This window comes from Lentibacillus halophilus (assembly GCF_055395055.1).
This window is the reverse complement of sequence record NZ_AP043750.1, coordinates 303,802-330,528: the sequence shown is the minus strand read 5'-3', so window position 1 is coordinate 330,528 and position 26,727 is coordinate 303,802. Positions and strand designations below refer to the sequence as shown.

Genomic DNA, 26,727 nt, shown 5'->3' with positions numbered 1-26,727 from the left:
AAAAAATCAGGAATTATGCTTCCGGTGATTTTTGAGCAAGGAATGTTTGAAGAACAATAGTTCGCATCATTTATTTGTGTTATATATAAACGAGCATAGCGGATCGACTACTCAAGGGAGGGTGGCTATCCCCTGTGAAAGGGGGTGATGCCTGTGGTGACGTTTACCAAGTGTTATCCCTGATGATTTCTTTCGGGTACTTGTTTACCTGTTGTCCAGTCGTAACAATAAATAGACCTCCCCTGAGTTAGCAGCTCCCCGGGAGGTCTGTCACTTCTAATGGAGCCACCCTCTTGATGGGGTGCGATCCGTTATGCTTATCTTATGCATACTTTAATTTTATAATACCATACTCTTGACAATTGTAAACCAAAACCGATTGAAGTCTTTTCAAAATCTTCTAGTAGTTCACGTGCCTGTCACTTCCCGAATTTTGCCAAATTATGTCGAATGAGGATTTATTAAAAGATGGACGCCGGTAGAATATCAAGTGCCAATATCAAGAAGATCAAGTGCTTGGCACCAAAACAATTCAGAATTGTGCGCGTGCCAGGCACCAATACCGATGCTATATGTTAAACTGGTTAATATAGATGAAAGCAACAATGAGTGGGGGATTATAATGGCAACTGCTAAACAAGATACAAGTAAAAGTTATTGGGGATGGCTGGGCGTCATTGGAGCTTTTTTGTTAACCAAAGCTAAATGGCTACTAGCCTTATTGAAAGTAGGGAAATTTGCTACGCTAGCTTCGATGTTTGTATCACTTTGGGCATATGCTATGTTTTATGGATGGAAATTTGCAGCCGCACTTGTTTACTTAATATTTATTCACGAGATGGGACACCTTGTAGCGGCCAAAATGAAAAATATTCCAACAAGTCCCGCGGTTTTCATCCCATTTCTTGGAGCTGCCATTGGGATAGACCCGAAAAAAATCGAGAGTGCCAAAACAGAATTTTTTGTGGCTTATGGTGGTCCTTTAGCTGGATTACTATCCATACTTCCAGCAGTCGCCCTTTATATGACAACAGGTAATCCTTATTGGGCTCTTGTGATTCAGCTCGGTGCTCTTATTAATTTATTTAACCTATTTCCCGTATCCCCGCTCGATGGTGGACGGATTGTTAGTGTTTTATCACCGAACATTTGGTTAGTTGGGCTGCTAGTTCTGCTTCCCATTCTATTTATCTCACCAGACCCGATACTCATTTTAATCGTTATTTTTGGTACGGTCACCTGGTGGAAACAATTCAAAAAGCGTAGAGACATGGAAGTCATGAAGCATGAAGAAAATGTTATAACGCAAATAAATGAAGACTTTCAATTCTTTATGGAAAACAATACGGACAAATCAAACGATATAGATCATTCCGAACAAACGATCATTGCAAACCAGTTCACGTCCTTATTTGTCAAAATAAAAGAGCGAAAAGACCAAATTAATCGTTATCTTCAAAACAATACAGGTTTCACTTTTCCGATTATACAGGAAAAGAAGCGTACAGAAATTGAAAAGAACAAGGCGGAGAAAGACATTTTGCGAGGTATTTTAAATGAAATGAACATGAGAGAGGATACACTGGAAACAGATTCTGATGGTCATTTTGCGTCAGTAGCAGAAACCATTTACCACAAAAATGAAAACAGACGTTTGGAGATCAGGGAAGAGATTGAACGAATGAAAACATACTACCAAACGTCGGTAGGGACAAAAGTTAAATCCCTCTTTCTATACCTATCTTTAGCTATATTGCTCGCCATAATCCTTGTTTTTGCAATTACCATTTTAGATGCCAATCAGCCAGCGGGTCTTTAGTAGGGTGCGGGGATATCGGGAATATCGGGTGCCAGGCACATAAACAATTCAGAATTGTGTTGGGTCAAGTAGGAGTGAACCTCTCAGCCTAACGGCTGATTGTGTATCACTCCCCTCTCAGAACCATGCGAGCGGTTTTCCCGCACACGGCTCCACCTATCATCTTCACAGAATGTAACTAATATGATCTCTAAGTTGGTATATATTCACTTTCACAGTTGGTCTTGGAAGTGGAAATTTCTTTAGAAATAAAACGAATTTCTCCCATGTAAAAGACTTCTTCTGGCTTCTTCGATTGAGCCATTTAAAGAGTAACGTTCTTATATTGTCACGAAACAAATCAACCGTTGGCGAATTGTCTGTAATACAATAATAATTATAGTATCCTATAAGTGACTTTCGAATTCTATCCATGATAAATTCGGCACCTTCGGTTCTGTTTTCTTTTAGCCATTTCTTAGTTTGACGCAACTTCGCTCTCATCTTCTTGTTGTCAGTTTTCCGTTTAACTCTGAACTTGCCTTTCTGACTTTGGCTGCAGTAATGCGTGAAACCCAGAAAATTAAACGTCGGGGGTTTCCTATTTCCATTCCGCCTACTGTTCTTTTCCGCAAATCTGCCAAAGGGAATAATGTTCGTCTTGTCCTCTGCAACTTCAAGGTTAAATTTCGCCAATCTCTGTTTGAGGCCTTCAAAGAACTTATACGCGTCCTGCTGATATTGAAAACAGCACACAAAATCGTCCGCATAGCGGACGAGGTACGCTTGTCCTTTACATTCTTTACGTACTTTACGCTCAAACCATAAGTCCAGGACATAATGGAGATAAACATTTGCCAGAATAGGCGAGACAACACCACCCTGTGGTGTGCCAAACTCCTCCTTATATCGCTTGGTTTCCTCCATGTATCCGGCCTTTAAGAATCTGGCTACGAGCCTCAGTATACTGGGATCTTTAATTCGATGTTCCAGAAATGCCAGCATCCAATCATGATCCACATTGTCAAAGAATCCTTTAATATCTACATCTACAATGTAGTTCGTGTACCTCTGTTCAATGTAGACATTAAGAATCTTCAAGGCATCATGACAATTTCTTTTGGGTCTAAAGCCAAAGGAGCAGTCGAGGAAATCATTTTCATAGATTGTGTTAAGAATTTTAGCCAACCCCCGCTGCACGATTTTATCCTCGTGCTCCGGTATCCCCAATGGGCGTTTCTTCCTTGAACCAGCTTTATCAATATAGGTTCGTCTGACCGGTTGGGGGCGATAGCTTTTCTTCTTCATTCTATGAACGAGGTTCTCGACATTATCATTCAATTCTTCACCGTAGTCTTCCTTTGTAACCCCCATAATACCTGCAGCTTTATTGCCGGGTAATTCATAGTGGCATTGCTTTAAAGACTCCTCATCCAACAAATGCGCCAGTGATGTGAATTGCATCCTGGGGTGAGATCTAGCTAATTCCGCTATTCTCGATAGTTTTGTTTCCATTATAATTCCACCTCTGTGTGTAGATAATGTGTCCCTAATAAGAAATGATAGGGGGCTTACCTTTCCTCCACCGGAATTACCCGGCTTCAACGGTACTATGTAGCCCTCCGACTTCCTATCAGACATTTGGTTTCCTCACTTTGTATCGCTTGTACGCCATACTCCCTGCTTCCGCAGGAAGACCCGATAGGACCTCCCGGGTTGCCGTAACATATCCATGTCTAGCGTGCCGTGGTCACCGACCCCGGAAAGGTCTTAATAAGCTCGCCTATTTCACTTATCAAGATGTTGCATTCTGGACTGGCAAAACCATCTGCCCTTTCATTGAGTATTTCGGGGCTCAATCCCTTCAACCGTCGTTTACGGCCCACTAGCTAACAGTTTACGCTTAATGATGGAAGTTACCTTCCATCATCCAAAACTTGCTACGAGCGAGTGGCTAACTCTTACTCGGCGGGCATCCCACCCACTATATGTTACGACCTAAGCCCGGTCGCTCTGCCAGGCACTAGTTACTGGCACTAGTTACTCCACTGTCCCTGAGCGGGTTTTGTCGAAGTTTATCCGCTTTAAATAAAGCACCGCCAATATCTAAGTGTTCCTTCACGACAACAATCGAATAGGGAAAAGAAAAAGTGTCATGTAGAAGTTCAGCATGACACTTTTTTTACTGGCGGTATTTTATGATGTACGGCTTTTTTTGAGGATAAGAAAAATGTAACGTTACGTTTAGTCAAATTGACATTTTCCCAGTTCCTATTTGTTATTTTTGTATTTATCTTAGTCGCATTTCGGCAAAATAGAATTTTTACTGTTTTAGGCTCTTAAAAGGCAGTGTTAGTAATTTCAATTACGAACAAATGTTCTTGACTTTTAATGAAATGTAGATTATATTAATTAATAACTGATGAATGAAAATTATTAAATTCAGCAATTTCGTGATCCGCGCTATTCCGCATCGGTTGTTTCGCTCATGGTGAGGAACATATAAAAGCGGAAGCAACCGTATCCGAGCAGCGTCAATTGATGGAAGAACAGCAGAAAATGATTCAGCAATGGGCCAGTAAACATAACTGGAGTACGTATGTGCAAATGAGATTGGAGGTGATAATCGATGGAAAGGTTAATTTGGATACAGCGGCTGATGAATTGGATTGAACATTACAAAGAATCGATTTATTTTTCAGGAATGCTATTGACACTTTTCTTTGCCGGTGTGGTAGGTGTTTGGTCATATAGAATGTATGAATCGCAGCACGATAACAATATATATGGGATTATGGATGTTGTTATTAGTCCTTTTTTCTTGGGGATTGTCCATTTTTTATTGGTATTCTTTTTAGGATTATTAATCGTGACAACTATTTCATTAACACATACACGGAGAATGAAGGCATTTAATCTTGAGGTCGAGTTTGAAGCGCGTGAACATAAAGAAATAAAGGTTGGACAAGTTCACTACTTATCCGAAATTCTGGGAAGTCATGATATACTTATCGGACAATTTATTGAGCAAGTTAATATCTCCTATATGGAAGTATTGGAAGTTCTTTGTGATCATTATCGGGAATATTTTACTGAAAGCTTTAACCGAGACTTGTCATATAAGATATTTTCACTGAAAGAGATTCGTTTCTCCCATTCAGAACGACAGCTTTTAAAGTATATGAATCGGCATGATCAAGATGTTAGTTTTCAAAACCGCTTAGTTGGAGACAGAACGCTTTTAATTGGTATAACGAAGAAGATGGTGACTAACGATAAAGAATTAGTTCTAATATTTAGGTCGGACAAGGATTATGAATTTGATGAGTATGATGCTGAGGCTATTAAAATGTTAATGAAATATGGCGATATAATAGTACAGCATTTATATTTTATAAGGGAATAAATAGAGAGGATGGCTGCTCCATTTTGAGTGGAAATGATTCCATGCTATAATAGCGGGCAAGGAGGGGTTTACTATGTCTGAACTGGCTAGGCAAGAAACTAGAAATTCAAAGCAAACAACAACAGATATTCAGCAGCGTTTAAGAAATCATTATAAACAGAAGGGTAAACAAAAGATTCATGTTAAGGCTCCTAAGATGTCGCGAAGAACACGTTTGTATCGCTCTCGTAAGACAAAAATTTAGTTTTTGGCGTGACAATCCAATCTCAAGTTATCCTCGAAAGATTAAAATCTGTATTTTATTTCTCCTCTTTATCGACCTTTTAGGCGAGCGTATATAAGGGGGCGTTATTTTTGGTAATTCAGCATTTTTAAGCTCGTGGTAGTGTCGAATCAGAGCTTCCTTCGTTTTTAATTGACTCAATTGATATCTCTCCAATCGTGACTTTTAATAGTATGTCAAATCACTTAATACATATGTATGCAATGTATCGAAAATTACTACTTTCATTTTCCTTGCATTGGTTAGGCCCCATTGTAATTATTTTTTACGATGGTCCAGAGGTTGTCACCTGGCTTCACGTTGTATGACGATTGTTTCGGTTTAACCCCGGTTTTCTACAAGCTCAGTTGTCACTTTAAAGTCCTGTGTTAGGTGCCTGGCACATAAACAATTCAGAATTGTGTTGGTGCCAGGCAGAGCGACCGGGCTTAGGTCGTAGCATATAGCGGGTGGGATGCCCGCCGAGTAAGAGTTAGCCACTCGCTCGTAACAAGTTTTGGATGGTGAAAGGTAACTTTCATCATTAAGCGTAAACAGTTAGCTGGTGGGCCGTAAACGACAGTTGAAGGGATTGAGCCCCGAAATACCCAATGAAAGGGCAGATGGTCTTGCCTGTCCAGAATGCAACATCTTGATAAGCGGTATAGGCGAGCTTATTAAGACCTTTCCGGGGTCGGTGACCACGGCACGCTAGACATGGATATGCTACGGCAACCCGGGAGGTCCTATTGGGTCTTCCTGCGGAAGCAGGGAGTATGGTGTACAAGCGATACAAAGTGAGGAAACCAAATGCCTGATAGGAAGTCGGAGGGCTGCATAGTACCGTTGAAGCCGGGTAATTCCGGTGGAGGAAAGGTAAGCCCCCTATCATTTTCTTGCTAGGGAAACATTATCTACACGCGGAGGTAGGGAATTATAATGGAAACAAAACTATCGAGAATAGCGGAATTAGCTAGATCTCATCCCAGGATGCAATTCACATCACTGGCGCATCTGTTGGATGATGAGTCTTTAAAGCAATGCCACCATGAATTACCCGGCAATAAAGCTTCAGGTATTATGGGGGTTACAAAGGAAGGCTACGGTGAAGAATTAAATCACAATGTCGAGAACCTCGTTCGTAGAATGAAGAAGAAAAGCTATCGTCCCCAACCGGTCAGACGAACCTATATTGATAAAGCTGGTTCAAGGAAGAAACGCCCATTGGGAATACCGGAGCACGAGGATAAAATCGTGCAGCGGGGGTTGGCTAAAATTCTTAACACAATCTATGAAAATGATTTCCTCGACTGCTCCTTTGGCTTTAGACCCAAAAGAAATTGTCATGATGCCTTGAAGATTCTTAATGTCTACATTGAACAGAGGTACACGAACTACATTGTAGATGTAGATATTAAAGGATTCTTTGACAATGTGGATCATGATTGGATGCTGGCATTTCTGGAACATCGAATTAAAGATCCCAGTATACTGAGGCTCGTAGCCAGATTCTTAAAAGCCGGATACATGGAGGAAACCAAGCGATATAAGGAGGAGTTTGGCACACCACAGGGTGGTGTTGTCTCGCCTATTCTGGCAAATGTTTATCTCCATTATGTCCTGGACTTATGGTTTGAGCGTAAAGTACGTAAAGAATGTAAAGGACAAGCGTACCTCGTCCGCTATGCGGACGATTTTGTGTGCTGTTTTCAATATCAGCAGGACGCGTATAAGTTCTATGAAGGCCTCAAACAGAGATTGGCGACGTTTAACCTTGAAGTTGCAGAGGACAAGACGAACATTATTCCCTTTGGCAGATTTGCGGAAAAGAACAGTAGGCGGAATGGAAATAGGAAACCCCCGACATTTAATTTTCTGGGCTTTACGCATTACTGCAGCCAAAGTCAGAAAGGCAAGTTCAGAGTTAAACGGAAAACTGACAACAAGAAGATGAGAGCGAAGTTGCGTCAAACTAAGAAATGGCTAAAAGAAAACAGAACCGAAGGTGCCGAATTTATCATGGATAGAATTCGAAAGTCACTTATAGGATACTATAATTATTATTGTATTACAGACAATTCACCAACAGTTGATTTGTTTCGTGACAATATAAGAACGTTACTCTTTAAATGGCTCAATCGAAGAAGCCAGAAGAAGTCTTTTACATGGGAGAAATTCGTTTTATTTCTAAAGAAATTTCCACTTCCAAGACCAACAGTGAAAGTTAATATATACCAACTTCGAGATCATATTAGTTACATTCTGTGAAGAATGATAGGTGGAGCCGTGTGCGGGAAAACCGCTCGCATGGTTCTGAGAGGGGAGTGATACACAATCAGCCGTTAGGCAGAGAGGTTCACTCCTACTTGACCTTACACCCTACACCGCCGAGGCACTTCCAGAATTGGGTTAGAAAAGTGTTTGATAGGCATCGTCTTTCGATAGTTCTCCCGCTTTAATCAACTCATCCTCTAATCGTTTAAAGTAACTTAAAAATACGCGCTCGTTATAGATATAGTGCGCTTTGTTACGTACGATCTCTTTTGCATACAGCGCTCCTATCCCGGATTTAATTTGATCGAATGTATCGATGCTGTCTTTTTGCACACTGAAAATCTGATCGATCCTTCCCTTTTTCGAGGCTGTTCCAGGCAATGTTTTGGCGGCTTCAAGATAGTTAATATTTATATCATAGTTTCCTTTAAAATAATTGACCAGGTCCTTCCCGCTTTTACCGAGTGGAAGCACAAAATCTGGCCATACGCAGTAAACATAATTGTCTTGAATCGATGTCCCCATGATTTATTCCCCCCTCTTGTATTAGGTGCCTGGCACATAAACAATTCAGAATTGTGTGCGTGCCAGGCACCTAAAAAACCGCAGATGCGGCCGCATCTGCGGTTTCTACGTTCTTTAATCCGGCATGCCCATGATCGCTTTAGGTTCCAGGTATTCTTCGATGCCAAAGTCGCCCCATTCGCGGCCGATGCCGGATTGCTTGAAGCCGCCGAATGGTGCCGAGTAGTCAGATGGTGCGGCATTGACTTTGATGAGTCCGGCGCGGATGCTGGTGGCTGCTTTTCTCAAAGCGTCCGGATCTTTGCCGACAACATAACCAGCTAGGCCATAAACGGTGTCGTTTGCCATTTCGATGGCTTCATCAAGCGAATCATAGGTGATGATGGTTGTAACCGGGCCAAAGATTTCATCCTGAGCAATGGCCATGTCATTGCGCACATCTGTGAAGACGGTAGGTTTGGCGAAGTAGCCCTTGTTCACGCCTTCAGGTTTGCCGACGCCGCCTATTAGAAGCGTTGCGTCTTCATCGATGCCTTTCTGGATATAGCTTTGGACGCGATCCTGTTGTTTTTTCGCGACAAGCGGACCCATTTGATTGTCCTGTTGCGGATCACCAACGGCCAATTGGGCAACCTGTTCTTTCATTTCCGCTTCGAATGATGCTTTCATGTTTTTCGGAACAAACACGCGGGTGGCGGCTGTGCAGACTTGCCCGGTATTCAACGTGATATTGGATACCGCGATCTCGGCTGCTTGTTTAACATCAGCGTCATCCAGCACAATCAGCGGTGATTTGCCGCCTAATTCGAGCGCGACTTTCTTGATATCTTTCGCGGCATTTTCCATCACTTTGCTACCGGCGATGCCTGAGCCTGTATACGAGACAAAATCGATATCCGGATGTGAACTGATGGCATTGCCAACGTCTTCACCTGTGCCATTAACCAGATTGAAGACGCCTTTTGGCAGGCCGGCTGCTTCAAAGATCTCAGCAAGAATCATCGCGGCATAAGGCGTGACTTCCGCCGGTTTTAAGACAACGGTGCTGCCAGCTGCAAATGCACTTGCGATTTTAGTTGACGTCTGGTTCGTTGGGAAATTCCATGGTGTAATAAGTCCGCTGACGCCAATAGGCTCTTTCATGATGGTTGATTTCTCGCGTTTTTCACTGAAGGAGAAATTCCGCAGTTCCTCGGCTGCCTGTTTAAAATGGGAATAGCCCATCATATAGTGGACATTTTCCGAGACTTTAAGCGGCGCACCGAGCTCTTCGGTCATGACTTCGATCAACTCATCTTTGCGTTTGGCATACTCATCAGCAATCGTCTCTAATAAATCAATTCGATACTGACGGGATGTCTGGGCAAATGAAGGGAAAGCCTTCCGCGCTGCTTTAACGGCCTTATCCAAGTCTTCTTTTGTACCAGCGCTGATATGGCCCATAACTTCCTCTGTCGCAGGGTTAATGACCTCCATCGTTTGAGAGTCAGTCGATTCAATCCATTCACCATTAATATATTGCTTCAAATTATCTCGCATAAATAGGATCCCCTTTCCGGTAACATGCCGTTCCATATCAATCTATTATCATGGAAAATACATTACGGTAGTATTCTAGCATTCATTTAATCCATCTCACAATCTCAGAGCTCAGTTGAGGAGAGAGGGATATCAAGTGTCAAAATTCAGAATTGTGCGAGTGCCAGGCACCTAGACAATTCTGAATTGTGTGCGTGCCAGGCACATAAACAATTCAGAATTGTTCGTGTGCATAGTACTTGGCGGGTTCTTTTTTACTGATTATGTTATGAAGGATTTTTTGGCTGTATCGGAGAGAAATTTGGATGATTGGCCCAAGTGCAAAGGCAATGATTACGGTTCCGATGCCAATTGGCCCGCCTAATAAGACACCTATGATAGCCACAACAACCTCCATAAAGGTTCGCGAGAATGTGATGCTCCAATTCAGCTTTTCCGATAACAGAAGCATTAACGTATCGCGCGGGCCTGCCCCTAAATCCGCCGAAATATAGATACCACAGCCGATTGCCAAAAGTATAACGCCAAGAATAAAGGCGATAAATTTCAGTAACAACATATGAGGATCTGGTATGATCCAATTAAACAAATCGATAAATAAACCGACAAAAGCTAAATTGGCAAAGGTGCCGATTTGAGGCCACTTACGCAAACCAATAGAGGCACTCGTAACAATAAGGATGCCCATAATAATGGACCAGAGCCCAATCGATAACCCAAGCTGTTTAAACAAGCCTACGTGCAGCACGTCCCAGGATCCGACACCGAACCACTTTCCTTTGATAGTCAGCGCAACGCCAAGTCCCATGACCAAGAGACCTGTAAAAAAGAAAAGCCACCGAAAACCTAAATCTCCCTTCATTTCCATCCTTCTTTCACTCATCGTATAGTCAATAAATCTAGTTATAACAGATGTTTACGACTCTTGTCCATACTTCTAGTGCCTGTCACTTCCCGAATTTTGTCGAATTAAGATGGGAAGTTCGTTCCTGAATTAGCTTGGTGCCTGGCACATAAACAATTCTGAATTGTGTGCGTGCCAGGCACCAAATGTCCCATTGATAAAGAGATATTAAAAATGCAAGGAAATTACTATATCTCACAAGAAAACATCACATTTTCAAGTCCATCAACCGCTTCTTCATTATTAATAGAAAGAAGTTCAAATGGTTTAATTGCTTGGAAGCTTACTAATGGTGAGACTCTAAAAGAGGTGTTAAATAAGTAGGAATATCACGGCTCTATGCCCCGGGTGCTAAGTAATATCAAAGTCAGGCACCGACCCGTGATTATGCAACATGAATGATTGAAAAAAAGAGTGAATAAAGGTATAATGAAATTAGAATCCGGCATAGACTCTAATGGAGGTGAGTTTATGTTGCGAAGGGGGACGAATAAAAATGCCAAAAGTAGCAGAAGTTACTCCCATGGATATTAAATTTGATGATGAAAAAGAGCGAGAGCAATTTATTAACTGGGCACATGATAAAAGTACAGTTGATCAGCCTAGCATGGTTGAAATGAGAAAAAAAATAAAAGAAGCAAGAGAAATTAAAAGTAGGATGAACAAACATTGGCCGGAAACACGTTAAATATTAATACTGATAAGATTAGGTCAGCAAGCCTCTCTAATCAATTTATAGAGAATGTTGACCTTTTTTATTGTTCTGATCAACCTAATGTGGAAACGTTCTTAAGAGAAGATGCTCTGCGGTTAGAAGAATCTAATGCATGTAGAACACATTTATATTTTTATGATAATGATTTAATTGGATTCTATAGTTTATTCACAGATTACGTTAACCTTGTCAGTTCTAAGCGAGATAAAGAAGGTTGGAAGGACGTTGCTACCGCCATGGATAGTCAAGCTTTCCCGGCTATTAGACTGCATTATTTTGGTATAGATGAGAAATATAGAAGTCAGAGACTGGGTGAACTTTTGCTAATGCTTGCTTTAGATACATGTGTATACATATCAAATTATATAGGAGCCAGTTTTGTCGTTTTAGAAGCATTTGAAGATTCCATTGGCTTCTTTCAAAAATACAATTTCAGGAAAGTAAAGAGGAACAATGAATTCCAGATAATGGCTATTAAAATTGATGACATAAAATAGTGTTGGTTTGCCGGATGCTTTTGCGATTTTTTCTGCTTTTTTCTATGTCCTAGTATAAGAGGTACGGACTACTGTAACTTTCCGAATTTTGTCAAATGACCGTTTCTTTTAGATTGCACTCACATCAAATTTGGTTTTGATAGGAGTCTTAATATTTGTCATGAACAGAAAAAAGTAACCGTCCTCTACCTCGACCAAAGGTTAGGATAGGTTACTTTTTTTCTAAAGTATTACTTAACTTGTTGGTCAGCCGCTCTTCTTGTACATAAATTTATCCGTACTTTAAAGTATCTAAACCAGTTCCCCGAAAACATATTTGTCCGTGAAACCGAAATTTTAGGAATATCGGGGATTGTCCCCATAGCTTTGTGCCAGGCACATAAACAATTCTGAATTGTGTGCGTGCCAGGCACCAGTTACTAACAATTCAGAATTGTGTTCGTGCCAGGCACCAGTTACTAGGCACCGTCTCATTCATTTGTTCGTAGGATCGCTCATCGTTGGCAGTGTAAATGTTTGTTTTGGATATATGAGGTCTGGGTTCTGAATTTTATCTCGGTTAGATTGGTAAATAGCCTGAACTCCCTGCATAATCCGTGCATTGGTTAGGTTGCCGTCGTAATTATTTTTTACGATGGTCCAGAGGTTGTCACCTGGTTTCACGTTGTATGACGATTGTTTTGGTTCACCCCGGTTTTCCACAAGCTCAGTAGTCACTTTTAAAGCTCGGCCGGAGTCTATACTACTCTCGCCGAAAGTGTAGACCGTGGTATATTCAGACGGAATGGTGTTATCATCAATCGCTTGAGCAAAATTGCTAACTTTACCGTTATAGACCTTTTTGAATACCCCATCATCTGTGTCAATGTCGGAATTTAAGAGGTACGTCGCCATGTGTTTTTGGCTTCTGCCGGATAGATGGTATTCGTCATAAGTGTAGAAATCATTCGGTTCCCAACCAGATGTTTCAGGCTTATAATATTTGCTGTCGGTTGAGTAATTGTCATAACCGCCATAGATGTCTTCCGCATCGTTGGTAGGGAAGATGTCGCTGTTATCTTCAGAGGCTAAGCCGTATCCATAGGCTGGAACCCAGTCAGAAACCATATAGAAGCCCATGCTTTTATACCCGAATTTTTCATGACCCTGTTTCTCAATATTGGCACGCAGTCGCTGATTATGCCCGTAGATAACCTCTACATCGTCAGGAATGGTTTCTGAAGCGAGATAGTCTTCAATCTTTTGAACGACCTGTTTGTTTCTCATGTCCTCAAAACTTGTCAAATTAGTACGCTCGTCCATAAAACGGTTCGGCAGCAAGATATATTTGGCGCCACCTTCTACAAGGTTCTGAACCATATCACGAGCATAGTCGCTAGAAAGCTTTGCCGCACGTTCAGCTCCTAGTTCCTCGACGGCATAAGTATCATTTCCACCGACGCTGATAATATAGAGAGCTTCGGGATCTGCTTGCCCATCCACATCCTCAAGAAATCTTTTGGTTTGTTGTACGCCACCCCAGCCTTTCAACCAAGACGACCAGTTGGAACGTTCATCCGCTTCACCCTTAGTGCCTGTCATAACACCAGTAAAGGCTCCGCCAACAGCATAATTGGTCAAATTATCATAATCACCAGCTAATTTATTCGCAATGTACTCAGAGAAGATCCGCCCGTTGGAATAACGGCCTTTCCAGTAGTGCTCAGTATCCGCTTTTATGTACATTTTGTCAGCGGGATGAAACCCTTCCGCTGGTTGTGCCGCCATGACCTTGGGGGGAACGGCCATAACGAAAAGAAGCGTCAATAGTAATGTTACTAAATATTTTTTCTGCATGCTCCTGATTTTAGTTTTTAAGGTTACTTCAAAACGAAGACTATGTATATTTTGCGTCCATCTGCTTATTTTATTCTTTTTGGGGTGCCTGTCACTTCCCGAAATTTGTCGAATAAAGCCGATTTGGTTTATCATCATGTGTGTTTAAAATAATCCTAAAATAGGTTATAATATCAGTGGAAAATCATATACTAAAAGGACCGATTGGTGCGTCAACTCCAAACGGTCGAGCGTAATAGCCCTTCAAGGGGGCGGCTCACAACAAGGAGAATAACCACCTAGTTGCTTACCAGGCTTACAGGGTGGTTATTTTTTTGTGTTTGACACTATCGACACGACCAATGATGTACTGATTCAAGAGAGTGCTAAATGGAGGGTATGCATATTTTGTACGTGAATCCAGCAGATTCCTTAATATAGAGCAGACTAAAGATTCGGAGCAGCGTATGAGCAATGACTTTAGTACACTTATGCTTCATGATTTTGAAATGGTTCATCTTATTGACAGCAAAAATTATCATAAAACCGAATAACTATTTATCAGTTTTTTTATGATAAACATAAAAAAGATGAATGGTTGAAGGGAAAACGGGTGTTCTGACAGGACTTAGAAGACCGGTGAAAAACTATATTTTCTATCCATCGAAGATGTAATCAAAGACACGAATTTTTCTCGGATTCCCTTAAATATAAGGGAAATAAAGTGATTGTTGTGGTTTTTTTCATTCCGTTTTTTCGTTTCAGCGCATGCTGAAACACCGGTCCCGGGTCTTTTTCCTTTGAACCGGCTTAACTTCTTTAGATTCTGAACGATGGCGGTACAGAGTGCCTGCTCCTGCATGCAGTCGAGTTCTCTGCTTCTGGCACGATCCAGCCCATGCACTGTCTTGGCTTCAGCGAAGCCATGTTCACACTGGACACGCTTGTTTTGGATGTTCTGGTATTTGCCGTCAATCTGGATTTGCTTTGCTTGATTTTTGGCCTTGACGTTATTGACCTTTTCCTGCCGTTTTCTTTGGTGCTCAGGGTTATGGGTTTTCCTCTGCCAAGTCGGGGTCTCTTCCAATTCATGGTCTCGCAAAGAAATCAAAGGAATGATGCCTTGAGAAAATAGATAGGCCAAATATGCTGGTGTGCCATAGGCCTTGTCACCCGATAACGTCCGAATATGGATCTGCGGGTGCTGAAAACGAACAGCTGCCAGCTGTTGTTGGCTTATTTCTCTTTCCGCTTTACCGGAAGCAATGCTTGCATTGGTCTTTAAAATAACGCCTGACTCAACATCTGCCAGGTTGTGCACAAGGTAACGCGGACAGGCCTCCTGTCCTTTGCTCTTTTTGTACAGACGGGCATCAGGGTCTGTTGTACTACGGTGGGTTTGATTGGAAAATGTTTTACCATGAAAGTCCTCATGGCTGGCACTTTCCTGAAGGTGATCCGATTGGTGATGTTTCTTTGGTTTCGGCGACTGAGGCGTTTGATCATCATTGCTGTCCGGATTGCCTGGTTGGCTCAAAGATGCTTCATCACGTTGCTTTTTATCTTCCAGATAATCTTCAATGGTTTGAACCGGGGCCAGCTCTATGTCTTCCAGACTATGAATGGACGCGTTTGCACGCACTTGTGTGCCATCCACACCGGCATGAACGTTAGGACGAACAAGGCCGGAAGCAATGCACTGATTAACGACATGCATCATGATATCATCAAAAATACCGTGGCGACGCCAAAGTGCTCTTGTTTTAACAAGTGTTGTTCGATCAGGAAGTGAAGACTCAAAATCAAGGCCGCAAAACCACAGGTAGCCTGCATGCATGGGGAGCGTTTCAAACAGTTCCCGTTCCGAATGATTAAATAGATACTCAAGTACAACCAGCCGCACGACCAATTCAGCATTCGTAGATGGCCGGCCTGTCTTTTCGGAGTAGAGAGGTTTCACCCGATCGTGGACAGCTGAAAAGTCAATAGCATCTTTCACCCTTCTCAGGATATGGTGTCCGGGAACGAGATCCTCCATATCAATATATTGAAACATGTTAGGTTGAATGTGATTTTGCTTTGGCGAATGCATAAATGAATCACCCTTTTATAAGTGTTCTATAGACTATATTCGACATAAAGCAATGAAATTCCTAGTACAATTTGACTTTTTCACCGGACTTTTAGAGGTTGTCATTTAAATAAATCAGTCAACAGAACTAGGCATAATCTGATAAGATTGATCTAGTAATCCGTACGAATTCTGAGTATAAAAAGAGCGCGGAACAAATCTTTATCACTTAATAATGATAAGCGACAAGTAGTCAATCAAATTTAAACATTACCCAAAAACGCCTTTTAAACATTTCATCATTCTTTTAGACATTATCATCAATTGGAAAATTGCGACCTTTCATCAGAAATAAAACATTTGAGATTTTTAATTATTGTTTAAAAAAACGAAACAAATATTATCGAAAATCACCAAAGGAGTGAAAAAATGAACTTAAATGACGAATCGAAGAGTACCATACAAGGTATTCAGTCTGTGGAGCATGCTTTTTTTATCCTTGATACAATTAAAGAGAGCTCTCAACCTTTAACGCTGTCCGAAATTTCACATGCGACAAATATGTCTAAAAGCAGAGTGCAAAAATATGTCATTAGTTTTTTAAGATTGGGCGCATTAGTTCAAAATGAAAAAGATCATACATATAGTTTTGGTCCTAAACTAATAGAATTCGGATTACATTCGTTACAAAGATACGATATAATAGAACTGTCAGAACCATATTTAAAAGAAATAAAAAGAGAATTAAATCAATCCTCAGCTTTAAATGTATGGACACAGACAGGTCCAGTAGTTGTTAAATCTGAACCAAGCGATAGACCAATAAGCGTTGGTATTCAGGTTGGATATCGACCTCCTTTATATAAAAGCTCCACAGGCAAATGTTTCGCAGCTTTTCTTGACTCCTCAGAGGTGGAGGATTTAATAGATAGTGAAGCACAACATTATGACCTAGATAGGAAAGAGATAAAAAAAGAACTTGAAGACATAAGGGAAAATGGTTACTCTTTTAGAGATACGATTCATGAAGGAATACCTGGCGGTGCAGCTATTACATGTCCTGTTTTTGATAATTCAGAGCATATTATAGCCGCAATATCTATTATAGGTTTTTCAGAAAGTATAAATACTGAGGCACATTCAAAAGATGTTCAAAAATTAAAGGAACTTACATCAGGGCTATCACAAGATTTACAATATAGTTAAGATATAGAAATAAAGTAAGTATCAAATAAGTTACACCTGCATTAGCATATGGAATTTATTTGATGCTTACTTTGATGTTTATTTTGACGCTTACGTTTGGAGGTTAATAATAACCGTGCTGAACAATCACAAATCTTATGCGATTGGAAGCAAAGCCTGGCTGCATACATTGAATCCCCATCTTGTTTATAGATGGGGATTTTTTACGCTTACATTTATCCTGTTAAAAACAACGTGTTTAAAATAAAATACATTGATTAGCTTATTTTTGTATTGAACTTTGTAAATAGCTTTTTCCATACAATAAAAAGCATTAAGAAAATTTAAATAGACACTTGAAAAATAAAATCAGCGTAGTTATAATCTAATTAATACACTTTAATTATACTTAGGTATAATAATAGTGTACTTAACGGTTAATGATGATTAAACAAAGGAGGAAATAATAATGAGTAGTAGAAGCGACATGATGAGCTATAAGGAATTTTTGGAAAAAGTAAAACAACCTTTTGTACGTCCTCAGATTTGGAAATGGAGAGACGTTGAGTCAGAGTTACAGGAAGCGTTGTCTGAAAACTTTTTAAGTGGCGGTGGAGGTGGTGGTCGTGGAACCATTGCTTTAGTGAATCAAGATACAGGAGATTCTTATGGAGTATCACCCACTATGAACATGGTTGCTCAGGTATTTGAACCGGGTGAACACAATAAGCCACATCGGCATACCAATACAGCCTTGTCTATTATTGTAAAAGGAGAGGGTTATTCCATTATTGATGGAGAAAAAATAGAATGGGAAGCTGGAGATGCTTTTATCGCACCGCCTTGGACTGAGCATGAGCATTGTAATACATCAGAGACTGAACAGGCTCTTTTTTTCACAATTCAAGATGTTCCAGTTGTCTCTAAAATGGGAACATGGTTCCGTGAATCTCCTGAAGCACCAGGTAAATCCCATATAGTTGCTGAACGCGAAGAAAAGGATAGTTAACAAGTAGAATATATTTTATTGGTATATTTAGTGTGAAGGTAAGCGTTTACTATAAATTTAGAAGACATCAATAAGTAGTAAATGCTTACCTATAAAAAATCAGGTTAAACCTAATTAATTTGTAAGCGATTTCCGCCTGCGCTCTATTATAAAAACGTAGAAACAACACTAATATAATTCTAATAGGGGGGTAAAGGGTGAAAAATAATAATAAGGAAAATAACGAAAAAACAGATGACAACGATTCCGGTATAGAAAAATTTCGTCAATATCTAGGTCCTATGGCCAAAATAGTTACTGTTATTGCTATTTTTTGGTCATTGTTTCAACTTTTTATAACTGGATTTGGTGTTGTTGAAGCTATTAAACTACGTGCATGGTATTTTGGGTTCATGTCTATACTGGTTTTTCTCCTATTTCCAGCAAAGAAAAAAGATAAAAAACAAAGAAGACTGCCCACTCTATGGGATATTATTTGCATTATTGCTGTGATTTCTTCTGTTGGATATTTTTTAATGATGTATGATGCTTACGTAATGGATCGTGGCGGCTTGCATATTTCAGCTGACTATTGGTTTGGAGCCGTTGGAATTCTAATGGTTTTTGAAGCTTCAAGAAGAGCTGCTGGACTTCCAATGACTTTATTAGCTGTCATCTTTTTGCTTTATAATTTTTTTGGACAGTATATTCCGGGGACTTTAGGCCATGTAGGGTTCGATTATACACGTATTATTGATGTAATGTGGTGGGGCACAGAAGGAATTTTTGGTGTTGTTGCCGGTGTAGCTGCCACTTATATCTTTATGTTTATTTTATTTGGGTCATTTCTAAAAAGAAGTGGTTTTATTAAGTTTGTTAATGATTTTGCGCTCGCAATTTCCGGAAGATCAGCAGGAGGACCTGCGAAAGTTGCTGTAATTGGCAGTGGTATGATGGGTACAATTAATGGTAGTGGTATTGCTAATGCTTCTACGGTAGGTACTTTCACCATTCCGATGATGATAAGAACAGGATATAAGCCCTATTTTGCAGGCGCTGTTGAAGCTGTATCAGGTACAGGAGGTGTGTTAGCACCTCCAGTTATGGGTGCTGCTAGCTTTATAATGGCGACTTTTCTAGGTATGGATTACAGATTGATAATATTAGCTGCTGTAATTCCTGCTGTTCTTTATTTTACAATGTGCTTTATGTCAGTCCATTTTGAAGCCAAAAAACAAGGTTTGGAAGGTTTGTCTAAGGAAGATATTCCTAAATTTAAGGATGTAATCAAAAATAGCCACTTACTTCTTCCGGTTGCTATTCTTGTATATATGCTTGTAACAGGTGTTACACCTATATTTGCAGCATTATGGGCCATAGTTACAACCGTTATTGCAAGTTGGCTACGTAAAGAGACCCGAATGCACTTAAAAGATATTTTAAATGCATTAGAGGAAGGAGCTAAAAATGTTTTAGTAGTTAGTGCTGCTTGTATGGTTGTTGGAGTAGTAGTGGGCACCATATCATTAACGAGTGTAGGACTTGTCGTAGGTAACAATATTCTTAGTTTGGCTGGAGGTTCTGTTTTTATAGCGGCAATATTAACTATGCTACTAACAATTTTATTAGGAACAGGGGTCCCCGTGACAGCTTCATATATTATTGCCACTACAATTTCGGCTCCAATATTGGCTGAGATGGGGGTTCCATTATTAGTTAGTCATATGTTTGTCTTTTTCTTTGCTGCTCTTTCTGAAATCACACCTCCAGTTGCCTTAGCCGCATTAGTTACGTCGGGCATTGCGGGAGCTAAATTTGCCAAAGTTAGCTTAACGGCTGTACGCCTTGGGATTATAGGATTTGTTATTCCTTTCTTCTTTTTATACAATCCAGAGTTACTCTTTATAGAAGGAAGTTTTTCGAAGAGTATTATAGCCATGATTACTGGAATAATTGGTGTAATTGCCTTGGCTGGTGCCATGTCAAATTGGTTTTTAACTAAACCAAATTTAATTCAGCAATTACTATTAGCTGTTTCTGGCATTGGTTTAATTTTACCAAGTTATATAATGAGTTTCATGTCTTTAGCAGTTATGCTTTTTATTATATTTTGGCAAATAAAAAATAAAAGAAGTCAAATGAATAACGAAAAGGAAACCTCTATTTCTGTTTAAAAACTAAGTTCAAGGAGATGGTGAAAATGAATAAAAAAATGTCACTTTTAGCGTTAATTTTAATTGTAATGTCAGTGTTTTTATTTGGTTGTAATGAGGAAAGTTCATCATCATCTACACAAGATATTGAATTAAGCACTGCTACAACTACTGGAAATTTTTATCCTTTTGGATCTGCATTAGCTAACGTATGGAATGACAATGTCTCTGGGGTTAGGGTTGCTTCTCAATCATCAGATGGAAGTGTACAAAATATTAACCTGATGAAAAAAGGAAATATTAATATGGGGTTATCTACTCTTGGCGTTTTATACAATGCCTACCATGGAAAGGGACAATTCGATGGGAGAAAATCTGAAGATATAAGAGCTGTGTCCACTCTGTTCACAGATGCCGCACAAGTAATTGTGACAAAAGATAGTGGTATAGATTCGGTGGAAGAGATAGATGGTAAATCTTTTGTTCCTGGTGCACCCCAAAGTGGAACAAAAGATCTTGCAGAGATAATCTTTAATTCGTATGATATGACATTTGAAGACATGAAAGCCGAGTTTGTAGGCTTTTCACAAGCATCTGACTTATTAAGAAATGGGAAAATTGATGGCGCACATGTGATGTCTGCTCTTCCGACATCTGCAACTATTGAAATATTATCTTCAACTGATAGTAAAATTCTTAGTCTTAGCGATGAGGCTATTAATAAAGCAACTGAAGAAAATTCATGGTTAATTGAACAGACAATTCCATCGGACACATATGATCAACTGGATAGAGATATTAGTACGGTAGCTCAACCAAGTGTCCTATTTGTGTCAAAGGATATGTCAGAAGATTTAATATATGAATTAACTAAGACAATGTGGGAAAATCTGAAAGTATTGCGTGATACTATTGATGCAGCGAAAAATATGAAAATAGAAGGTGCTACCTCTGGAGTAGCAGATATTCCTTTACACCCTGGTGCAAAAAAGTATTATAAAGAACAAGGTGTTTTAGAAGAGTAATTTTTTCAGAAACTCTGCTCTACTTTGAGTTTCGTAAGGTGCCTGTCACTTCCCGAATTTTGTCGAAAATAGCTGCTGGTTAGGCAAGACCAGTAGCTTTTTTAATGTGCGATGTGGTTTTTTGTGGATGAGAAATATTCATCGTTAAGCCAAAAGTTAGGTGGACCCCAGTGTCAAGACACATATTTTATAAAAATAAGGTGAAAGTTGGTTCATGCTTGTCGTCCTTTTCCATCTTAGAAAACGGGGTCTTTCCTATGTCAGGTTCCGTCAAGGGGCGCTTTTACCCTTGACGGAACCTGACATAGGAAAGATAATGGCCCAAAGATGGAAAGGATCAACTCTTAGTGACAATAGACGGATTCAGGCGTTTTATAGTTTAATGACTGATGAGGGCGCTCATGGTTATAGGTTTTCATATACTCTCGTATATTGTTTCTTGCATCCCTCGGTGTGGCATAGTCTTTCAGATAGACCTCTTCATATTTGAGGTTGCGCCAAAATCGTTCGATACGGATATTGTCCAGGGCACGCCCCTTAGAATCCATACTGATTTGTATAGATGGGTGCTCCTTTAGTAGATTGATATAGCTGGAACTGGTGAAATGACTGCCCTGATCGCTATTAAATATATCTGGTGTTCCGATTGCGAATGCACGCTGAACAGCTTCCAGGACAAAGTCCATTTCCAGTGTCTGATCCAACTCCCAGCTGATAATACACCGGGAGAACCAGTCGATGATGGCCGTTAAGTACATCCAGCTGCTCTGCAGGCGGATATAAGTAATGTCAATGCTCCAAACCTGATTGTGGTAGGTAATTGAACGACCTCTCAACAAGTAGGGATAAATCCGGTGCTGCAGATTGCGCTTGCTCAGGTTGGGGCCCGGATGGACTGCCTGAATGCCCATTTCGTGCATGTGGCGCTGAACCCTTTTGCGGTTAATATTTGTCCCTTCGCTCTTCAGCATTTGCGTGATCTTGCGTGAGCCAAAATAGGGATATTTCGTGTAGATTTTATCAATCCGGTTTTTTAAGTTCACCTCCTCCTGTGATGGCTGAACGGGCTTGTAGTAAAGACTGGAGCGATTGATGCCCAGCAACTTGGCCTGATCGGAAATTGAGAGTTCTGAATCAGCCCAATCGACCATTTCCATACGTTCTTGCCTAGTCGTCGTAGATGCCAGATTTTTTTTTGAGCCACGACAGCTGCGTGGTTAATTTCCCGACTTCGGAATACAGATTGTCCAATTGTTTTTCATAATCGGCTTTCATCTTTTCCTTGTCCTTATTTTGTTTCTCAAAAACCTGTGGCATCTCCTGCAGAAAATGTGTTTTCCATTTATGCAGCTGATTCACGTGAACCTCGTTCTCTGATGCGATCTGGCTCATGGATTTTTCTTCCTTCAAGATTTCCAACACGATTTGTGATTTAAATTCAGGTGTATAGCTTTTACGTTTCATAAAAGTACCTTAACATCTCCCTTTTTCGTGTCTAAAATCTTGGGTCCATTATAAAGAGAATTTTCTAAGGTTGCTTTTTGTTGTTTTTGTATTTTATTTCAGCAGTATTTGGGTGAAATTGGATTTTTAGCGTTTTAAGGTCTCAATAAAACAGATTTAATGATTATATTTTCGAACAAATGTTCTTGACTTTTCATAGATTATAGGATATCTTATATGTAATCAATAACTTAACTGGCGATAAAGGTATAAGCAATGAAAGTTTTTGGAAGCCGTGACAATACGGTGATCCGTGCGAACAAAGTGCAGAAAGGAATGATACACTAACGATGGGTCGGAAAAAGCGGATGTGGGATCCCGATTCATTCTATCACGTCGTCTGTCGCGGCAATCGCAGGGATGCGCTTTTTAAGGATGATAGTAATTTCAAAATTTTCCTTCGTATACTCCAACAGACCAATAAGAAGGCCCCGTTTGAACTCGCTTCCTACTGTTTGATGACCAACCATTTTCACCTGCAAATACGGTCCAAAGATCAGCCTGTCTCCAAAGTTATGTCATTCATCAACAAGCGGTATGCTGACTATTACAATACAAAGAACCGAATCACCGGCCATGTCTTTGAAAAACGGTATTATGATAAGCTGATTGCATCGAAACAAGGGATGCTGGAAGTGAGCCGTTATATCCATTTGAATCCGGTAGACGCCAACATGGTGATGCATCCACAAAGCTATCCATGGAGCAGTTACCGATATTACATGCATACGTCCAGACATCATCTTTTGACCATGGCTATTATTTTGGATTACTTTTCAGGGGATGCCTGGGAGAAGCGCCGGAAATATCAAGAGTTTGTGGGGAGGGAACGGGTAGAATAATTGGGAAGTGACAGGCACCACCATCAAGACCACTATTCCAAGCAGCGGGAAAAATATAAGAAATGCTGTGGAGCGTAGGTATTGAACGAGAGCGCCTACTATTCCCTGGGAAAGTGGATGGAAATGGAAGGCATTTTGCCACTCCCGAACCGCCCTGTCCATCCTCGGTCTACTTCAGTTGTTTTTCCAGTATATAACATTCGAGTAGTAGGAACATAAGCAATTTTAATATCCGAGTGCCAAGTACATAAACAATTCTGAATTGTGTACGTGCCTGGCACTTATTCCACCCTAGGCTCTTTTTTATATGATGCTTGACCTGGGGAGTGCTCACATTAACTTTCTGAAATATTAGTAACATATCCTAAGTCAAATTGACTATCATCCACCATATAGTGATTAAAAAACTTTGAATCGATCCCTGTTATATGATGGAAAAAAGGAGTTTCCACCATCCAGTCGTTTTCAATCATTTTGCGTATATCAATCAACCCATTTTTAGCAACGAAATCAATGATCGATTTAACTTTTTGCGGTTTCTGTATTTGAAGTGCCTCATCAATTGGCTCTCTTTTTAAATAACCTTTTCGATGAAGTGCTGCATAAAAATTTCGATGTGTTTTGGCATCTAGAATGTCTAAACTGGCTGCACGGTATCCCAGAACTTGCATGGACGTTTTGTATTTTGTTTTTAAATCGGTATATGCATCGGGGTTTGTTGTACGTGCAACTGTCTGCATATCCTCTAAAAATGCCTCCTCAGGCAAAAGAAATGCACCGGCAAACTGATTAGCTTCTTTTTCAATAGCTTTATGGCCTTTGCGATCTAAATGGGTGAATTCCAGTTTATAGTGAAGCAGCAAATGGCCAAGTTCATGAGCGATGTCAAAATTTCTGCGTACAGCTGAACGTTTTAAATTGCCCAATATAATGAAAGGACGCTCCCGATTTGTCCATAAACTGTAAGCATCAATTTCTTCCCCAATAGCTTTTTCAAAAACAAATACGCCACTTTTTTCAATCAGAAACAATAAATTGTCATTTGAGTCATTGCGGAAGCCTAATCTTTGACGTGCGGTCTTGGCGACTTTGTTTATTTGTGTATGTCTGTCATCATTCGTTGTATTTAAATAGCTGATTACGTCGTCCCTTAATTGAATGATTTTCTGTGTAGGCAATTTAATATAAGTTGTTAAATAGTTAACAAAGCTATCCAAAAATTCAACGTGCTTTGCCTCGGATTGTGTTTTGGAAATAACGTTCATCACGTTAGAACGATAGGCAATATTCATGACTGGTATATTTTCTGGTTCAAAGTACCGGCTTAGAATATCCTTTTTATAAAAATATTTACTTTTCACATAAAAAATGGACTTTAAATCATTTACATTCTGTATTTTAGGTGATGTGTAATAATTTTCGTATTGCCAAACGGCTTGTTCTGTTACATTTAACATTTCAGAGAGCTGTTTTCGGGAATATCCATGCATGATACGAAGATTAGTCAAGTTTTCTCCAATAAACATTATGCTCCCCCTAAATGATTAATACTTAATTACTTTCTTCGTCGTCAAAGATACCTATATCAAATGCTGCGGGATCTATTATATCACTATCCTGTTCAGGAGCAACGATATATCGTTCTTCATCTGTTAACTCTGAACCAGTAATGTGTTTTGAAAGATTTTCTATGGGATAAGCTGTATTGTCCTCAGGATTGGGTAAGTAATGCATAATCTCAGATATTTGATAAGCGTCATCAATTTTGTATGTAAGAATGTGAAATTCATTATAAGATGATTTAATCTGGTCAAGTTCATCCTCTATTTGGTTTTTAGGTATAAATAAGGATAATTGTTCATTTCTTTCAAAAGGATTTTCATACCATGAAGTTGTGTTCGGAAAGTTAAGTGACTTATTAATTTTTGAGAGTTCATGGAGATAAGTGCGGCGTTGCCCTTTATTTTTATTAGGCAGTACAGCGTGTGAGAAATTATTTTGGTTAAAATAGGCAGCATTTTTTATAAGGAAAAGCTTTTTTGTGTCATTGTGAATAAATTGTAGATAATCCCAGGTTAAACCAGCTTTTGACATTTTATACGATAAATTAATGTTACTGCTGATTTCAGCTATTTTATTTTCTATAAAGTTTCCTTTTGTCCACGCAAAGGCAGAACTGATTTTCATTTTCTGACGGCGGTCTTTACGATGCTCGATATAATCCCGGTAACCTTCAACGATAGCGTTTACGATAATCTCACTTTCATTCGTGTTAAATTCATATTGCCTCATATCCATCCCCCTATTATTTTTAATATGACATCATTATAATTCAGTTTAAATAAAAAAGATATGATTTTATTTAAATTATTTAAAGTTTTTATGAAAATGAGAACTTGCGCCAAGCACCGACACAAATGGAAAGCTATTCTAACATTACCAAGTATTACAGTGTCCGGTTAACAGGAAGTACGTCACGTCTATAATCGTATCCCTACAAGAAAAAGTGTCATGTGCAGTGTTTTGCATGACACTTTTTCCATTTCGGGTTCGATTATAAAATAAAGCTGAAATAATAGAATGCATTTGGAAGGAGGGAGGGGGGGGTCCTCACCCAATGATTTCGACAAAAATCGGGAAGTGACAGGCACCATCCTATCCGCGAAGCCATTCTCGTGCTGCATCCAGTTCTTGCAGTGGGTACTGGGTGACTTCCACACCTGGTATGAGCTTTTCAACTTTTTCGTTAAGGCTAAATGTTTCATCTGCTACAATGGCGCTTTTTTTGATGCTTCTTAGTTGGGTAAGGATTTTCCAAGCTTTCGGCAGTGCTTTTGTAGTGTTGCCCTCAATGTTTTTGAAAATGAACAAAATGTTGAGAGGTTCCTCTTGAAGTTTCTTAGCCTTTAACGCTTCTTCAAATGTTTCCAAGTCATCCTGTGTTGCTGTGCCCTCAGTCGTCACTTCCAAAATCTGCCCCTTTTCCTCACCTTTGATCTCTATCATTTGTCCAATCATCCTTTCATGTTCAAGGGTCATCTTTATATACAGCATTCCACTCTATACATGAAATGAAACATGTGAGTGGTGGTTATAGATAAATTCATTACAACGGCGACATGGGGAAAACTAAGAATTGGCTCAAAGAAATGTAACGGAAGATCGCTCTAGTGCACGAACAGTTCTTTTCAATTAAAAAATCGGGTATATTATAGGAACTAGGAT

Annotated in this window: 23 protein-coding genes; 13 read left to right on the top strand and 10 right to left on the bottom strand. The window is 39.8% G+C overall.

The window, feature by feature from the left end:
• Positions 1 to 622 precede the first annotated feature (622 nt).
• Entirely contained in the window at positions 623 to 1,819 is a 1,197-nt protein-coding gene (locus ACZ5Q7_RS01480; RefSeq protein ID WP_343751021.1) for a site-2 protease family protein, read from the top strand.
• 165 nt (positions 1,820 to 1,984) lie between these two features.
• On the opposite strand, the gene ltrA (ACZ5Q7_RS01475) is transcribed toward ACZ5Q7_RS01480, so the two are convergent.
• Entirely contained in the window at positions 1,985 to 3,439 is a 1,455-nt protein-coding gene (ltrA, locus tag ACZ5Q7_RS01475) for a group II intron reverse transcriptase/maturase (RefSeq protein ID WP_464432767.1), read from the bottom strand.
• A gap of 900 nt (positions 3,440 to 4,339) precedes the next feature.
• Here ltrA (ACZ5Q7_RS01475) and ACZ5Q7_RS01470 point away from each other — a divergent pair.
• From ACZ5Q7_RS01470 to ltrA (ACZ5Q7_RS01455), 4 genes are all read left to right on the top strand, one after another.
• Positions 4,340 to 4,471 carry a hypothetical protein gene (locus ACZ5Q7_RS01470; protein ID WP_343751074.1) on the top strand — a complete coding sequence of 44 codons (132 nt, stop codon included), beginning with the start codon at positions 4,340 to 4,342 and terminating at the stop codon, positions 4,469 to 4,471.
• Complete coding sequence (locus ACZ5Q7_RS01465) at positions 4,458 to 5,204, top strand: hypothetical protein (RefSeq protein ID WP_343751075.1); 747 nt, start codon at positions 4,458 to 4,460, stop codon at positions 5,202 to 5,204. The genes ACZ5Q7_RS01470 and ACZ5Q7_RS01465 overlap by 14 nt, the downstream gene beginning before the upstream one ends.
• A 73-nt stretch (positions 5,205 to 5,277) precedes the next feature.
• Positions 5,278 to 5,448 (top strand): hypothetical protein, encoded by a 171-nt coding sequence (locus ACZ5Q7_RS01460; protein WP_343751076.1) that lies wholly within the window; start codon positions 5,278 to 5,280, stop codon positions 5,446 to 5,448.
• Positions 5,449 to 6,405: 957 nt separating this feature from the next.
• Entirely contained in the window at positions 6,406 to 7,734 is a 1,329-nt protein-coding gene (gene ltrA, locus ACZ5Q7_RS01455; RefSeq protein WP_464433016.1) for a group II intron reverse transcriptase/maturase, read from the top strand.
• A 141-nt stretch (positions 7,735 to 7,875) separates the two neighbouring features.
• Here ltrA (ACZ5Q7_RS01455) and ACZ5Q7_RS01450 read toward each other — a convergent pair whose 3' ends face one another.
• The 3 genes from ACZ5Q7_RS01450 to ACZ5Q7_RS01440 all read right to left on the bottom strand — a co-directional run bounded on the left by ACZ5Q7_RS01450 (position 7,876) and on the right by ACZ5Q7_RS01440 (position 10,666).
• Positions 7,876 to 8,265: a hypothetical protein gene (locus ACZ5Q7_RS01450; RefSeq protein WP_343752480.1), complete on the bottom strand. Its 390-nt coding sequence runs from the start codon at positions 8,263 to 8,265 to the stop codon at positions 7,876 to 7,878.
• Positions 8,266 to 8,379: 114 nt separating this feature from the next.
• The gene (locus tag ACZ5Q7_RS01445) at positions 8,380 to 9,804 is read right to left on the bottom strand and encodes an aldehyde dehydrogenase family protein (RefSeq protein ID WP_343752479.1); all 1,425 of its coding nucleotides are present in this window, start codon (positions 9,802 to 9,804) and stop codon (positions 8,380 to 8,382) included.
• Positions 9,805 to 10,018: 214 nt separating this feature from the next.
• A complete protein-coding gene (locus ACZ5Q7_RS01440; RefSeq protein WP_343752478.1) occupies positions 10,019 to 10,666 on the bottom strand; it encodes a YczE/YyaS/YitT family protein in 648 nt (215 codons plus the stop codon).
• Between the two features lie 216 nt (positions 10,667 to 10,882).
• Between ACZ5Q7_RS01440 and ACZ5Q7_RS01435 the strand changes: the two genes are divergently transcribed.
• The 3 genes from ACZ5Q7_RS01435 (at position 10,883) to ACZ5Q7_RS01425 (ending at position 11,920) form a co-directional block, all read left to right on the top strand.
• Positions 10,883 to 11,032: a DUF4357 domain-containing protein gene (locus ACZ5Q7_RS01435; protein ID WP_464433013.1), complete on the top strand. Its 150-nt coding sequence runs from the start codon at positions 10,883 to 10,885 to the stop codon at positions 11,030 to 11,032.
• 172 nt (positions 11,033 to 11,204) lie between these two features.
• Positions 11,205 to 11,396, top strand: a complete 192-nt coding sequence (locus ACZ5Q7_RS01430; RefSeq protein ID WP_343752477.1) for a hypothetical protein — start codon at positions 11,205 to 11,207, stop codon at positions 11,394 to 11,396.
• A complete protein-coding gene (locus ACZ5Q7_RS01425; protein ID WP_343752476.1) occupies positions 11,378 to 11,920 on the top strand; it encodes a GNAT family N-acetyltransferase in 543 nt (180 codons plus the stop codon). The genes ACZ5Q7_RS01430 and ACZ5Q7_RS01425 overlap by 19 nt, the downstream gene beginning before the upstream one ends.
• 474 nt (positions 11,921 to 12,394) lie before the next feature.
• Here the strand turns inward: ACZ5Q7_RS01425 and ACZ5Q7_RS01420 are convergent, their stop codons facing one another.
• Both ACZ5Q7_RS01420 and ACZ5Q7_RS01415 read right to left on the bottom strand, forming a co-directional pair.
• Positions 12,395 to 13,756: an SGNH/GDSL hydrolase family protein gene (locus tag ACZ5Q7_RS01420; protein ID WP_343752475.1), complete on the bottom strand. Its 1,362-nt coding sequence runs from the start codon at positions 13,754 to 13,756 to the stop codon at positions 12,395 to 12,397.
• A 607-nt stretch (positions 13,757 to 14,363) separates the two neighbouring features.
• Positions 14,364 to 15,827, bottom strand: a complete 1,464-nt coding sequence (locus tag ACZ5Q7_RS01415; protein WP_464433010.1) for a transposase — start codon at positions 15,825 to 15,827, stop codon at positions 14,364 to 14,366.
• Between the two features lie 408 nt (positions 15,828 to 16,235).
• On the opposite strand from ACZ5Q7_RS01415, the gene ACZ5Q7_RS01410 reads away from it, so the two are divergent.
• The 4 genes from ACZ5Q7_RS01410 to ACZ5Q7_RS01395 all read left to right on the top strand — a co-directional run bounded on the left by ACZ5Q7_RS01410 (position 16,236) and on the right by ACZ5Q7_RS01395 (position 21,157).
• Complete coding sequence (locus ACZ5Q7_RS01410) at positions 16,236 to 17,012, top strand: IclR family transcriptional regulator (protein ID WP_343754326.1); 777 nt, start codon at positions 16,236 to 16,238, stop codon at positions 17,010 to 17,012.
• A gap of 448 nt (positions 17,013 to 17,460) precedes the next feature.
• Entirely contained in the window at positions 17,461 to 18,000 is a 540-nt protein-coding gene (locus tag ACZ5Q7_RS01405; RefSeq protein WP_343754324.1) for a cupin domain-containing protein, read from the top strand.
• A 197-nt stretch (positions 18,001 to 18,197) separates the two neighbouring features.
• A complete protein-coding gene (locus tag ACZ5Q7_RS01400) occupies positions 18,198 to 20,153 on the top strand; it encodes a TRAP transporter permease (RefSeq protein ID WP_343754322.1) in 1,956 nt (651 codons plus the stop codon).
• Between the two features lie 26 nt (positions 20,154 to 20,179).
• Complete coding sequence (locus ACZ5Q7_RS01395; RefSeq protein ID WP_343754320.1) at positions 20,180 to 21,157, top strand: TAXI family TRAP transporter solute-binding subunit; 978 nt, start codon at positions 20,180 to 20,182, stop codon at positions 21,155 to 21,157.
• A 344-nt stretch (positions 21,158 to 21,501) separates the two neighbouring features.
• Here ACZ5Q7_RS01395 and ACZ5Q7_RS01390 read toward each other — a convergent pair.
• A protein-coding gene (locus ACZ5Q7_RS01390) for an IS3 family transposase (protein WP_464433006.1) occupies positions 21,502 to 22,621 on the bottom strand; the annotation gives its coding sequence in 2 pieces (ribosomal slippage) (positions 21,502 to 22,353 and positions 22,355 to 22,621; 1,119 coding nt in all).
• A 329-nt stretch (positions 22,622 to 22,950) separates the two neighbouring features.
• Between ACZ5Q7_RS01390 and ACZ5Q7_RS01385 the strand changes: the two genes are divergently transcribed.
• A complete protein-coding gene (locus ACZ5Q7_RS01385) occupies positions 22,951 to 23,502 on the top strand; it encodes an REP-associated tyrosine transposase (protein WP_343751641.1) in 552 nt (183 codons plus the stop codon).
• A gap of 335 nt (positions 23,503 to 23,837) precedes the next feature.
• On the opposite strand, the gene ACZ5Q7_RS01380 is transcribed toward ACZ5Q7_RS01385, so the two are convergent.
• The 3 genes from ACZ5Q7_RS01380 to ACZ5Q7_RS01370 form a co-directional block, all read right to left on the bottom strand.
• Positions 23,838 to 25,028, bottom strand: a complete 1,191-nt coding sequence (locus ACZ5Q7_RS01380; RefSeq protein WP_343751643.1) for a spr1629 family repressor/antitoxin — start codon at positions 25,026 to 25,028, stop codon at positions 23,838 to 23,840.
• A gap of 25 nt (positions 25,029 to 25,053) precedes the next feature.
• Entirely contained in the window at positions 25,054 to 25,794 is a 741-nt protein-coding gene (locus tag ACZ5Q7_RS01375) for a spr1630 family ClpXP-sensitive toxin (RefSeq protein WP_343751645.1), read from the bottom strand.
• Between the two features lie 363 nt (positions 25,795 to 26,157).
• Entirely contained in the window at positions 26,158 to 26,508 is a 351-nt protein-coding gene (locus tag ACZ5Q7_RS01370) for a SpoIIAA family protein (RefSeq protein WP_343751646.1), read from the bottom strand.
• Positions 26,509 to 26,727: the final 219 nt, after the last annotated feature.